The organism is Amycolatopsis sp. NPDC004772 (assembly GCF_053601215.1).
Genome location: NZ_JBSGBK010000059.1, coordinates 42866 through 54559 on the forward strand (window position 1 = coordinate 42866; position 11694 = coordinate 54559).

11 protein-coding genes are annotated in these 11694 nt (G+C 72.3%); 3 read left to right on the forward strand and 8 right to left on the reverse strand.

Annotation, left to right across the window (positions count from 1 at the left end; genetic code table 11):
- Positions 1–133: 133 nt before the first annotated feature.
- Positions 134–1747, forward strand: a complete 1614-nt coding sequence (locus ACWEF6_RS29265) for a DEAD/DEAH box helicase (protein WP_449685875.1) — start codon at positions 134–136, stop codon at positions 1745–1747.
- A gap of 247 nt (positions 1748–1994) precedes the next feature.
- Here ACWEF6_RS29265 and ACWEF6_RS29270 read toward each other — a convergent pair whose 3' ends face one another.
- The 5 genes from ACWEF6_RS29270 to ACWEF6_RS29290 all read right to left on the reverse strand — a co-directional run bounded on the left by ACWEF6_RS29270 (position 1995) and on the right by ACWEF6_RS29290 (position 5979).
- Positions 1995–2810: an SMP-30/gluconolactonase/LRE family protein gene (locus ACWEF6_RS29270; protein ID WP_449685876.1), complete on the reverse strand. Its 816-nt coding sequence runs from the start codon at positions 2808–2810 to the stop codon at positions 1995–1997.
- The gene (locus ACWEF6_RS29275; RefSeq protein ID WP_449685877.1) at positions 2807–3181 is read right to left on the reverse strand and encodes a DUF1761 domain-containing protein; all 375 of its coding nucleotides are present in this window, start codon (positions 3179–3181) and stop codon (positions 2807–2809) included. The genes ACWEF6_RS29270 and ACWEF6_RS29275 overlap by 4 nt, the downstream gene beginning before the upstream one ends.
- Before the next feature lie 69 nt (positions 3182–3250).
- On the reverse strand, positions 3251–4135 hold the full coding sequence (locus ACWEF6_RS29280; protein WP_449685878.1) for an ABC transporter permease: 885 nt from the start codon (positions 4133–4135) through the stop codon (positions 3251–3253).
- Positions 4122–4913: an ABC transporter ATP-binding protein gene (locus ACWEF6_RS29285; RefSeq protein ID WP_449685879.1), complete on the reverse strand. Its 792-nt coding sequence runs from the start codon at positions 4911–4913 to the stop codon at positions 4122–4124. The genes ACWEF6_RS29280 and ACWEF6_RS29285 overlap by 14 nt, the downstream gene beginning before the upstream one ends.
- Positions 4914–4926: 13 nt before the next feature.
- Positions 4927–5979, reverse strand: a complete 1053-nt coding sequence (locus ACWEF6_RS29290; protein WP_449685880.1) for an ABC transporter substrate-binding protein — start codon at positions 5977–5979, stop codon at positions 4927–4929.
- 223 nt (positions 5980–6202) lie between these two features.
- Between ACWEF6_RS29290 and ACWEF6_RS29295 the strand changes: the two genes are divergently transcribed.
- Entirely contained in the window at positions 6203–6583 is a 381-nt protein-coding gene (locus tag ACWEF6_RS29295; protein ID WP_449685881.1) for a hypothetical protein, read from the forward strand.
- Between the two features lie 263 nt (positions 6584–6846).
- Here the strand turns inward: ACWEF6_RS29295 and ACWEF6_RS29300 are convergent, their stop codons facing one another.
- Genes ACWEF6_RS29300 through ACWEF6_RS29310 form a run of 3 tightly spaced genes read right to left on the reverse strand, consistent with a single transcriptional unit; the run spans position 6847 to position 9922 of the window.
- The gene (locus tag ACWEF6_RS29300; protein WP_449685882.1) at positions 6847–7854 is read right to left on the reverse strand and encodes an S-adenosylmethionine:tRNA ribosyltransferase-isomerase; all 1008 of its coding nucleotides are present in this window, start codon (positions 7852–7854) and stop codon (positions 6847–6849) included.
- Positions 7851–8504 (reverse strand): SDR family NAD(P)-dependent oxidoreductase, encoded by a 654-nt coding sequence (locus ACWEF6_RS29305; protein WP_449685883.1) that lies wholly within the window; start codon positions 8502–8504, stop codon positions 7851–7853. Before ACWEF6_RS29305 ends, ACWEF6_RS29300 begins: the two co-directional genes overlap by 4 nt.
- Before the next feature lie 44 nt (positions 8505–8548).
- Positions 8549–9922, reverse strand: a complete 1374-nt coding sequence (locus tag ACWEF6_RS29310) for a purine-cytosine permease family protein (protein WP_449685884.1) — start codon at positions 9920–9922, stop codon at positions 8549–8551.
- A 158-nt stretch (positions 9923–10080) separates the two neighbouring features.
- Between ACWEF6_RS29310 and ACWEF6_RS29315 the strand changes: the two genes are divergently transcribed.
- Entirely contained in the window at positions 10081–11589 is a 1509-nt protein-coding gene (locus ACWEF6_RS29315) for a sensor histidine kinase (protein WP_449685885.1), read from the forward strand.
- The last annotated feature ends 105 nt before the right edge of the window (positions 11590–11694 follow it).

The window sequence follows — 11694 nt, forward strand, 5'->3', positions numbered from 1 at the left end:
GCCGCTCAGTTCTGCCTCGGCCCGCTGCTGTTGTCGACTACCACGCGCCGCGGCCGCCACCACGGTCTGCGCCGGGCAGGACAACCCTTCTCAGGTTACGGAGACCAGGGCATTCGCGTGCCCGCATGCACTTATGAGCACTTTCGCTGAACTCGGCTTGCCGACCCCGCTCGTGGCCGCACTGGCCACCCAGGGCGTCACCGAGCCGTTCCCCATCCAGGCGGCGACCCTGCCGCACACCCTCGCCGGCCGGGACGTCCTCGGCCGCGGCCGCACCGGCTCCGGCAAGACGTACGGCTTCGTGCTGCCCGTCCTGGCCCGCCTCGCCGCGGGCCCGACGCGGCGCAAGCCGGGCCGTCCGCGCGCGCTGATCCTGGCGCCGACGCGCGAGCTCGCGACGCAGATCGAGGCGTCGATCCTGCCCCTGGCCAAGCCGCTGGGCCTGCGCACGACGACCATCTTCGGCGGGGTTTCGGCCAACCCCCAGATCACCCGGCTGCGTGACGGCGTCGACATCGTCGTCGCCTGCCCCGGCCGGCTCGCCGACCACATGCGCTCCGGGCACGTGAAGCTCGACGCCATCGAGATCACCGTGCTGGACGAGGCCGACCACATGGCCGACCTGGGCTTCCTGCCCGAGGTCCGCCGGATCATGGACGCCACGCCGTCCCGCGGCCAGCGGCTGCTGTTCTCGGCAACGCTGGACAACGGCGTGGACGTGCTGGTCAAGCGCTTCATGGACGACCCGGTGCTGCACAGCGTCGACTCGGCGCAGTCCCCGGTGGCGACGATGGAGCACCACGTACTGCACCTCGAGGAGACCCACCGGCTGCCGGTGCTGGTCGACCTGACGGCGGCGCCCGGGCGCACGCTGGTGTTCACGCGGACGAAGAGCCGTGCGAAGGCGCTGACGCGGAAGCTGAACGCATCGGGCGTCCCGGCGGTGGAGCTGCACGGCAACCTGGGCCAGAACGCTCGCACCCGCAACCTCGAGGCGTTTTCGTCGGGCACGGCCCGCACGCTGGTGGCCACGGACATCGCGGCGCGGGGCATCCACGTCGACGACGTCCGGCTGGTCATCCACGCGGACCCGCCGGTGGAGCACAAGGCGTACCTGCACCGGTCGGGCCGCACGGCCCGAGCGGGGGCGTCGGGCACGGTGGTGACGTTGATGACGGACGCGCAGGTCCGCGACGTCCGGGATCTGACGCGCAAGGCGGGCATCAAGCCGACAACGACCCAGCTCGGCCCGGGTCACCCGCTGCTGGCGGAGCTGGCCCCGGGCGAGCGGACGTTCTCGAAGGCGCCCGCGGTGGACAACCGCCCCAAGAAGGTATCGGCGACAGGTGCGGCGCCTGGTGGCGGCCGCGGCCGCCGGTCATCGGCGCCGAAGGAGAACCGGGGCGGCCAGCGTTCACGGGCGGCGGCCCAGGAGCAGCGTTCGGCGGGGTCCGGTTCGCGGCGCTCGGAAGGAGCGGCCTCGGGCGGGTCCCGGCGGGCGGGCGGCTCGGGTGGCTCGCAGCGGTCGGGCGCTTCGGCTGGCTCGCGCCGCTCGGGCACGGCTGCCGGTCGTTCCGGCGGCGGAGGTGCCGCGGGCGGGGCGGCCGCTTCGGGCCGTTCCGGCGGCACGGCCGCTGCCGGAGGTGCCCGGCGCTCGGGCGCCCCGGCGAGCAACCGCCGTTCGGGCTCGGGCGGCGCGGCCGCTTTCTCGTCGGGAACCCGCGCGGGCTCCCGCCGCTCCCGCTGATTCAAGGCTGACGGAGGTCCCGGCGTTCTCCGCCAAGGCCGGGACCGCCTTCCGCAGCTGCCTCACCGGCCCAAACGGCACCCGGACGCCAGACCGGCACCCCACCCAGACCTCCCCACCACCCCGATCCGAAGCCAAAACACGGCCGGTGGTGCCGGGTCAAGGCATCTTTCCCGCCTTGACCCGGTACCACCGGCCGTAGTGACAATCGAGCTTCGGGGTGGTGGGCACCCACCGGAGCCACAACTCAAGCCCGCCCCACGGACACCGGGTGGGTCAGGACCTGCCCCGTCCGCTCCCCCTCCCCCACCCCCGCCAAACCGCGCCACTCCTGAACCACGACATACAACGTGTCCTCACTCAACGCGCAAGCAAAGCACCCGCGGTCGAAAGTCAGCCTCTCCACGACCTCCCCGCCCTCCCGGACCAACGTGCACGACCGGTGCGGCACGTCCGACACCCAGACCGCGCCCGAGGCGTCCAGCGCGATGCCGTCCGGTACCCCGTCGCCGAGGTCGGCCCACACCCGGCGGTCCGTCAGGCCGCCGTCCGGAAGCACCGTGAACGCCGTCAGGCGGTTTGCGTACGACTCGGCCACGATCAGCGTCGAGCCGTCCGGGGTCAGGGCCATGCCGTTGCCGAAGGCGATGTCCTCCGCCACCGTGCGGACCCTGCCTCCCGGGTCGACGTAGCGGATCGCTCCCGGGCGGTACGGCTCTCCGGCCATCAGGTCGAAGCCGCCGCCGTTGACGTAACTGCCTCCGGTGCGCGTGGTCACTATTTCGTTGAACCCGGTGCCGCCCAGGTCCGCGTGGGTCGTCAGGCCGGACTCCGAGAGCCGCAGCAGGAGACCGTCCGACGAAGAGACGATCAGCGGCTGCCCGCCGAGGAAGTCGAAGCACATCGGCATCGTCGGGAAGTCCGCGCGGAACACCGGCTCGCGCTCGCCCGCCGGCGAGACCGCCACGATCTCGTGGGCCAGCCAGTCGGCGAACCAGAGCCGCCCGTCGTGCCAGCGCGGGGACTCGCCGAACGCGATCCCGTCGAGCAACAGCGCCGTCATCGCCACACCCCCAGCAGGACCGCCACCACCGCGATCTTCACCAGCCAGTCGCCCGCGTGCAACGCCGCCAGGCCCACCGGGACCCGCTCGTGCAGCACCGAGCCCGCCAGGATCACCGCCGGGAACCCGGCCCACACCAGCAGCGCCCACCCCAGCGCACCGGGAACGCCGTCCACCCCGACCGCGCCGGTGAGCAGCGCGAACGCCGTCACCAGCACCACGGTCCGCACGAACTCCGCGCCCATCCGCCACGGCGACGCCGCGGCCGCGCCCGCCGGGCTCAAGCGGGCCCGGACCCGCCCGAACGCCGTGTACCAGGCCGCGCTCACCACGAACGCCGCCACCGAAGCCACCAGTACCGCGACCACCATCGCTCACTCCTTCGCTCGAACACGATCGAAGGAGACGTCGACGCCGGCAACTCGGCTTCGACAAAATTTCTACAGCGACGAAGTCAGCCCGCGCGCCCGCAGCACCGCGCGCTCCAGCGGGCGGAACACCAGCAGCTCGATCCCCACGCCGACCAGCAGGATCAGGAAGATCGCCGCGATGACCTTCTCGATGCTGTTGAGCGATGAGCCCTGGTTCAGGTAGGCGCCGAGGCCGACGCCCAGCTGAGGGGACAGGGCGATCAGCTCGGCCGCCATCAGGGAGCGCCACGAGAACGCCCAGCCCTGCTTGAGCCCGGCCAGGAAGCCCGGCAACGCGGCAGGCAGGAGGATGTGCCGGGCCGAGGCGAGCCGGTTCGCGCCCATCACCTGGCCGACGCGCGGGAGGATCGGCGGGATCTGGTCGATCCCGGACACCAGGCCGTTCGCGATCGACGGCACCGAGCCGAGCAGGACGACGAAGTAGATCGCCCCGTCGTTGATCCCGAACCACAGGATCGCGGCCGGGACCCAGGCGACCGACGGCAGGCTCTGCAGCCCGGTCAGCAGCGGTCCGATCGCCGCGCGGACCACGCGGACCTTCGCCACGACCAGGCCGAGCGGGGTGCCGATGAGCACGCCGGCGACGAAGCCGAGCGCGGCGCGGTGCACCGACGTCCAGACGAACTCGAACACGTCGCCGGTGACGACGCGCTCCCAGAACTCGTCCCACACCGACAGCGGCGCGGGCAGCTGGGTTTCGGGCCAGAAGGCGGCCGCCCAGAGGATCTGCCAGACGACGACCAGCAGGACCAGCGCGCCCAGCGGCGGGAGGAAACCCCAGGCGAAGCGCTTCCAGAAGCTGGGACGGCGTTCGCCGACGGGGGCGTCGAGCGAATCCAGTCCGGCGCCGACCGCGTCCAGGTCGGCTTCGGCGGACCGGTCAAGCTGCGGCATGGGTGCTGATCACCTCGCGCAGGTGTCCGGTGATTTCCTCGGTGAGCTCCTCGGCGTCGGCGAGCGGCACGTCCGCCCACTCGCGCACGACCCGCCCGGGCCGCGACGACAGGAGCACCACGCGCCGGCCGAGCCGGACCGCTTCGCGCACGTCGTGGGTCACGAACAGCACGGACGTGCCGGTGCTGCGGTAGACGCGCAGCAGCTCGCCCTGCAGGACGTCGCGGGTGATGGCGTCGAGCGCGGCGAACGGCTCGTCCATCAGCAGGAGCGACTGTTCCGGGTCGCCGCCGACGCGCAGCGTCGCGGCGAGGGCGCGGGCGAGCGCGACGCGCTGGCGCATCCCGCCGGACAGCTCGTGCGGCCGCTTGCTCCCCGCGCCGTTCAGCCGGACGAGCTCCAGCAGCTCGGCCGCCTTTTCGCGGCGCTCGGCGCGGCCGAAGCCGGCCAGCCGCAGCGGCAGTTCGACGTTGCGGGCCGCGGTCAGCCACGGCATCAGCGCGGCTTCCTGGAACATCACCGCGGGCCGCGACGTGTTGAGCGTGATCTCCCCCGCCGACGGCGCGTCCAGCCCGGCGACCAGGTTCAGCAGCGTGCTCTTGCCGCAGCCGGACGCGCCGAGCAGGCAGACGAACTCGCCGGGCGCGACCGTCAGGTCCACGCCGTCGAGCGCGACGACCGCGCGGCCGGCCGTGCCGAACGTCTTGCGGACACCGTCGAGACGCACCGCTGCCGCGCCGGTGAAACTGGTGCGGCCGGTCGGGAGGGTCGTGGTCATCGCTGGCTGCCTCTCACTTGGTCAGTTCGGGAGCTACGACGGCGGGCTGGTTCTGCGCCTTCAGCACCTCGTTGAGGGCACCGAAGTCGGCGAAGCCCTTCAGCGCGACGGCCGACTTCACGACGCCTGCGGTGACCGAGTCCTGCGCGAGCTGGGGGAACGCCGACGCGACCGGATCGGTGGTCAGTTCGATGCCGGAGAACGCGCGGTCCAGGACCGCTGCGCTCAGGGTACTGCCGGCCAGCTCCTTGAGCGCACCGTTGACCACGGTCTTCGCGTCCGCCGGGTTGGTCTTGGCCCACGTGATGGCGGCGAGCTCCCCCTTGAGCAGCGCGCGGACGGTGTCCGGGTGCTGCTGCAGGAACTCGCTGCGCACGATGACGACGGTGGTCGGGAAGCGGCCGCCGGGCCACAGCGTCTTCTCGTCGACCAGGACGTTCGCGCCGGCGTCGAGGACCAGCCGGGACGCCCACGGCTCGGGCAGCCAGCCGCCGTCGACCTCGCCCTTCTTGAAGGCGTCGAGCGTCTTCGGGTTGTCGAGGTTGGTGATCTTGACCTGGTCGGTCAGCTGCTTGCCGGCGAGGAACTTCTTGAGCGCGACGTCCTGGGTGTTGGCCAGCTGCGGCGTGGCGATGTTCTTGCCCTTGAGCTGCTCGACACCGGTGATCTCCGGTTTGACGACCAGCTGCGCGCCGCCCGAGACGGCGCCGGAGACCAGCTGGATGGCACCCTTGGACTTGGTGAAGGCGTTGATCGCCGGACCGGAGCCGATGAAGGCGACGTCGAGGGAGTTGCCGAGCAGGGCGTTGACCTCTTCGGGCCCGGCGTTGAAGGTCTGGGTGGTGAGCTTGGTCGAGCCGAGCTCGTTCTTGAAGAAGTCCTTCTTGACGCCGATGAGCGCGGGAGCGTGCGTGACGTTCGGGAAGAACCCGACGCGGACTTCGGTCGCGGCGCCCTGATTGGCGGCGGGCGCGGCGGCGCTGTCGGCGCGAGAACAGCCCGCGAGCACTCCCACGACGGTCAGGGCGGCCAGCGCCGAGGCCAGGAATCTCCGAGGGGTGCGCACGTCAGCATCGCCTTTCGTCGGTGTCCGGGGGAGGTTCGCACGGTCACCCACTCAGGCGCATAGCCATCCGCATCCCGGGACACTCGGTGAGATTTCTTGACATCCCCGTCAGCCGCCGCTAGCTGTTCTGGTTCCGCACCCGGTTCGAAGAAAGTGTCATAACGGGCAACCGTCGACGTCACCCGAACGTGGTACAGGTGGACCACGGATTCGGGAGGAAGACATGACGAGCAGGGGCCAGGGAGCCGCCGGCGTCCGCGTGGCGCTGGTCGTGTTGTTCATCGGGCTGGGCCAGGCGTCGTTCGAGTGGCTCCGGTCACTCGGGATGGACGCGCTGACCAGCGCCGTCGTCTGGGCGATCCCGGTGTTCACCGGGGCGGCGGTGGCACTGGTGCTGTGGGTGGCGTCCGACCGGGCGTTCCTGCTGCGCAACTGGCTGCCGGTGGCGATGTCGATCCCGGTGTACCTGGGCGGCGCGTTCGGCCTGGCGACGGCAACGGCCAGCCTGGTGGCGTCGATCGTCAGCGGGATCGGCCTGGGGATCGCGGCGGTGGTGATCGCGGGGTTGGTGCGGTCGCGGCGGCGGGTCGAGGCTGGTCAGTAGGGGTTCGGGCGGGGTTGTCCACAGGGTGGAGGGGCTGTGGACAACCTCGGGCTGGGGCGGACTTTCCGGAATTTTCGGCAAAGCAGGTCGGTGCCCACCAACCCGAAGCCGTGATTGTCACTACGGCCGGTGGTACCGCGTCAAGGCGGGAAAGATGCCTTGACCCGGCACCACCGTCCGTGTTCGGGCTTCGGATCGGGGTGGCGGGGGAGGTCTGGGTGGGGTGCCGGTTGGGCGTCAGCGTGCCGTTCGGGCCGGCCCGATCAGTGGCGCAGCAGCAGGGACACGTCGCCGAACTCGTGCCACAAGTACCGCTCCTCCACCGCCGCGTCGTAAGCCCGCTGGACGACCTGCGCCCCCGCCACCGCCTCCAGCAGCGACAAATGCGAAGCCTCCGGGGCGTGCAGGCCCGTGACGATCCCGTCCACCACGCGCGCCGGGCGGTCCGGTCCCAGGACCAGCTCCGTCCAGCCCGACGCCGCACGGACCTCGCCACCCGTGGCCGCCGACTCCAGGGCCCGGGCCGCCGTCGTGCCCACCGCTATCACGCGGCCTCCCCGCTCCCGGACCCATGAGACCAGCGCCGCCGTCGTTGGGGGGACGCGGAAGCGCTCCGCCTGGGGTGGCTCGGCAGCCTCCGGCGATGACACCCCCGTGTGCAGGAGGAGCGGCGCGAACAACACACCGTCCGTCACCAAGCGCGTCACCAGCTCCGGCGTGAACGGCCGGGCCGCCGAGGGCATCTCCGCGCTTCCCGGCTCGCGAGCGAACGCCGTCTGGTAGTCCGCCAGCGGCCACGCCCGCGGGACGTACCCGTAGCGGATCGGCCGGCCCGCCGCCTCGAGCAACGACGGCACGTCCACCGACACCGCAGCCCGCCACAACCGGGCCGCTCCCGGGATCACCGGGGCCAGCAGGGTCAGCGTCGCGTCGCCGGCCAGCGCGAGGCGCTCCCCCGGGCGGCCGTCGAGCAACGGGCCTCCCGAGGCGCGCAGCTCCACGATCCACGAACCGTCGTCCAAAACCGTCGCGAAATGGACCACGATCGGGCGGCCCGCCCGGAAAGCGTCGACCGCCGCCGGGAGCGTCCCCGACGTGTTGACCACCAGGACGTCGCCCGGTCGCAGGTGAGCGCCCAGCGACCGGAACGCCGTGTGGTGGACGCCCGACGGCGAGGCCACGAGCAGGCGGACCTCGTCGCGGGCCAGGCCGCGGGCCTCCGGCGGGGCCGAGGCCGACAGGTCCGCGGGGAGGTCGAACCGGACGTTCATGCCGGCACCAGGAGGTCGGCCGCGCGGTAGCGGCCGCTCGGCGGGCGCTCGTCCAGCAAGCGCAGGAACGCCGGGACCGCCGACGACGGCAGCGGCCGGTCCGAGATGTCCTCGCCGGGGAACGCGCGCTGGTGCATGGCCGTGCGCAGGTCGCCCGGATCGACGGCGTACACCGACCGGTCCGGGTTCTCCACCCCCAGGACGGCGGTCAGCTGGTCGAGCGCCGCCTTCGCCGAGCCGTAGCCGCCCCAGCCCCCGTATGCCTCCACCGCCGCGTCGGAGCTGACGTTGATCACGACCTCGGGTCGCAGCAGCTGCGTCAGGGCCAGCGGCGCGAAGACGTTGACGCGGTAGACGTCTTCCAAGGCGCTCAAGGGATAGCGGGCCAGCGGCGGCAGCGGGCTGACGCCGAGGGAGCTGGCGTTGTTGACGAGCAAGTCGAGCGAAGGGCAGGCCTCGGCCAGCGAGACACGGTGCGCCGGGTCGGTGACGTCGCCGGGGATGGCCGTGAAGCCGTCGTCGCGAGCGGCGGCGGCCAGCGCGGCCGCGTCGCGGGCGTCGCCGATGACTGTCCACTTGCGACGGACCAGGGCGGCCGCGAGCGCGCGGCCCAGCCCGGCCGAGGCGCCGGTGACGAGTGCGGTGGGCATGGTTCCTCCTTCGAGGGGTACCCCACCATCGTGAAACCTCTACATTACTTGAGGTCAACCGGAGAGCGGCCGCGAAGCGCGTAATACGCTGCCAGCGAAACGACGAGGCCAACGTAGTACGCGAGGTCCGCGCCGTGCAGCGCCGCCGCGACCGGTCCGGTGTAGAGGGACGTGTTCATGAACGGCACCGCGGCGCCGAACCCCACGACGAAGGCCACCACCGCCGCCCAGGGGCGCACCGACCCCGACGCCAGGACGTCGACGCGCCGGCCGCCGCGGGTGCGGGCGAGCCAGTCCGGGACCACCACGCCGAGGAACGGCGGGATCCAGTACGAGACGAACAGCAGCACGTTCTCGAACTTCGCCGACAGATCGCCGCTGTGCATCCAGAGGATCAGCGCGAACGCCAGCACCGTGACGACCACCGCCGACACCGGGCGCCGCAACCGGACGCCGACCGTCTGCAACGCCAGCGAGCCGCTGTAGTCGTTCATCGCGTTCGACGACACCGCCGCCAGCGCGATCACCGCCAGCGCCAGCGCGCCCATGAAGCCGCCGCCGAGCAGCTGGGCGATCCCGGACGTCGTGTGGTCGCCCAGCGACGATCCCAGCGCGAGCCCGAGGCCTTCACCGATCGCGTACGACACGACGAGGCCGAGCAGCGTCGCCCAGAAGACCGCCCGCGACGACACCGACACCGGCAGGTAGCGGCTGAAGTCCGACGCGTAGGGCGCCCACGAGATCGCCAGCGACAACGTGATCGTCGCGAACAGCACGACGCCGCCCGCCAGGTCGGCGCCGGACACGGTGTCGGCGACGGCGATCGGGTGTCCGGAAAGGACCTTCACGGCCAGCGCGGCGAACGCCAGCACCAGCAGCACGCTCATCACCGCCTGCACGCGGTGGATCAGCGCGTAGCCGAACACGCCGAGCGCGCACTGCAGCACCAGCACGATCAGCACCGCCGCCCAGAACGGCAGCCCGGTCAGCTCGGCGAGGGCCTCGCCGCCGAACAGGCCGACCAGCGCGTCCCAGGCGATCGAGCCGAGCCACTGCACCAGGCCGGGCAGCACGACGCCGCCGCCGAAGGGCAGCCGGGCCAGCGGGAGCTGGCCGGTGCCGGTGCGCGGGCCCCACGTCGACAGGTACGCCACCGGCAGCGAGCCGAGCACGGTGCCGGCGAGCATCGCGGCCAGGCCCGTCCAGAAGCCGAGGCCGAGGGACGCCGCGAGGGTGCCGGTGAACACCGCCGTCATCGTCAGGTTCGGCGCGAACCACACGCTGAACAGCCGCCACGGGCGGCCGAACCGGTTGTCCTCCGGCACCGGCTTGATGCCGTGGGTTTCGATCGCCAGGTCCCGCCCGCCGGCCGGCATCCGCCCGCCGAAGACGTCCGCACCCAGGCCGCGTCCGCTCATGTCCAGCCTCCCGTCACGATCACCCTAAAGCGCAGCCGCGTGGTGTAACGCGACGACCCGAACGGACGAATCACGGTTAGCCGTTGCCGGACTGCTTCACACATCCGCCAAGGCCCACCGGGAGGGTCGTCGAAGTGCAGCACCCGCGGACGTCGGTGATGACGGGGCTCCTGACGGCCGGCTGCGCGCTCGGCAGCGTCGCGCTGACGCTCAAAGCCGGCGACGGCACCCACTCGGCGCTCGACACCGCGCTCAGCACCACGACCGGGTTCCTCTTCCTGCTCGCGGGCGCGGTCGCGCACGTGCGGCGCCCGGCCAACCCGATCGGGGTGCTGATCGCCCTGGCCGGTGTCGCGCTGTTCCTCGAGGACCTGCAGTTCACGCGCGACCCGGTGCTGTACACGATCGCCGTCCCGCTGCGCGCCGCGTCCAGCCCGGTGATCGCGCACCTGGTGCTCGCCTTCCCGCACGGCCGCCTCCGCTCGCGGTGGGAACGGCTGCTGGTCGCCGCGGCCTACCTGGTGGTACTCGGGTCGGGCCTGGTCGGGCTGCTGGCCGACGACGACCCGCGCGACCTGCTGGCGCTCCGGCCGGGCAGCGGCGCCTTCGCCGACCGGGTGCTGGACCTGGCCGCGACGGCGATCAGCGCGGGCGTGATCGTCGTGCTGCTCTACCGGTGGCTGAGCGGGCGGCTGCCGCAGCGACGGCTGCTGTCGCCGGTGGTGGTCATCGCCCTGGCCGGCGCGTTGACGTCGGGGGTGGGCACGGCGCTCGGCGACGCGCACCCGCTGTCCGGGCCGCTGCTGCAGGCGTACCGGATCCTGTTCTGCCTGTGGCCGCTGGCGTTCCTGACCGGGGTGATGCGGGCCCGGGTCGGCAACGCCGAGATGATCCGGCTGCTCCTGGAGCGCGACGGCACCGGGCTGGCCGCGCTGGTGCAGGACGACGAGGTGTGGAAGGACAGCCGGTCGATCGACGCGCTCAACGCGGCCGCCGGCCTGGTACTGGACAACCAGCGGCTCACCGCGGAGCTGGAACAGCGGCTGGCCGAGGTGCGCGCGTCGCGAGCCCGGCTGGTCGCGGCCGGCGACGAGGAGCGCCGCCGGCTCGAGCGCGACCTGCACGACGGTGCCCAGCAGCGGCTGGTCAGCGTGGTGCTGCTGCTGCGGATGGCCGGCCGCCGCTCCGGGGACGGGCTGCCGCCGGAGATCCGCACCCTGCTCACCGGCGCGGTCGACGAGCTGCAGACGGCGATCACCGAGCTGCGCGAGCTGGCGAGGGGGATCCGCCCGGCGATCCTCACCGAAGCGGGCCTGGTCGCGGCGGTCCGGTCGCTGGCCGACCGGATCCCGATGGAGGTGGCGCTGACCGTCGGCACGGTCCCGCGCCTGGACGCGGCGGTGGAGGCGACGGCGTACTTCGTGACGTCGGAGGCGCTGACCAACGCGCTGAAGCACGCCCGCACCGACCGCGCCGACGTGCGGATCGAGGTGGCGGGGGCGGAGCTGCGGGTCGAGGTGACCGACGCGGGTGTCGGCGGCGCGGACGCCGAGGGCGGCACGGGGCTGGCCGGGCTGCGCGACCGGGTGCAGGCGCTCGGCGGAGAGCTCGACGTCGTCAGCGGGGACGGGGGAACGACGGTCACCGCGGTCATCCCCCTGTTGTGAAGTCTGCCGCGGCTGTCGTGAGGTGGTAAGTCGGGTAGTTAAACCCAATAAAAAAAAACACCGCGGGAAAAGTAAGTAAAACGGCAAGAACGGGAAACGGACAAA

What these genes read in the sequence shown, in the direction of transcription:
- ACWEF6_RS29265 (WP_449685875.1), top strand. Translation starts at nt 134, where the DNA reads ATGAGCACTTTCGCTGAACTCGGCTTGCCGACCCCGCTCGTGGCCGCA.
- ACWEF6_RS29270 (WP_449685876.1), bottom strand. Translation starts at nt 2,810, where the DNA reads ATGACGGCGCTGTTGCTCGACGGGATCGCGTTCGGCGAGTCCCCGCGC.
- ACWEF6_RS29275 (WP_449685877.1), bottom strand. Translation starts at nt 3,181, where the DNA reads ATGGTGGTCGCGGTACTGGTGGCTTCGGTGGCGGCGTTCGTGGTGAGC.
- ACWEF6_RS29280 (WP_449685878.1), bottom strand. Translation starts at nt 4,135, where the DNA reads ATGCCGCAGCTTGACCGGTCCGCCGAAGCCGACCTGGACGCGGTCGGC.
- ACWEF6_RS29285 (WP_449685879.1), bottom strand. Translation starts at nt 4,913, where the DNA reads ATGACCACGACCCTCCCGACCGGCCGCACCAGTTTCACCGGCGCGGCA.
- ACWEF6_RS29295 (WP_449685881.1), top strand. Translation starts at nt 6,203, where the DNA reads ATGACGAGCAGGGGCCAGGGAGCCGCCGGCGTCCGCGTGGCGCTGGTC.
- ACWEF6_RS29300 (WP_449685882.1), bottom strand. Translation starts at nt 7,854, where the DNA reads ATGAACGTCCGGTTCGACCTCCCCGCGGACCTGTCGGCCTCGGCCCCG.
- ACWEF6_RS29305 (WP_449685883.1), bottom strand. Translation starts at nt 8,504, where the DNA reads ATGCCCACCGCACTCGTCACCGGCGCCTCGGCCGGGCTGGGCCGCGCG.
- ACWEF6_RS29310 (WP_449685884.1), bottom strand. Translation starts at nt 9,922, where the DNA reads ATGAGCGGACGCGGCCTGGGTGCGGACGTCTTCGGCGGGCGGATGCCG.
- ACWEF6_RS29315 (WP_449685885.1), top strand. Translation starts at nt 10,081, where the DNA reads ATGACGGGGCTCCTGACGGCCGGCTGCGCGCTCGGCAGCGTCGCGCTG.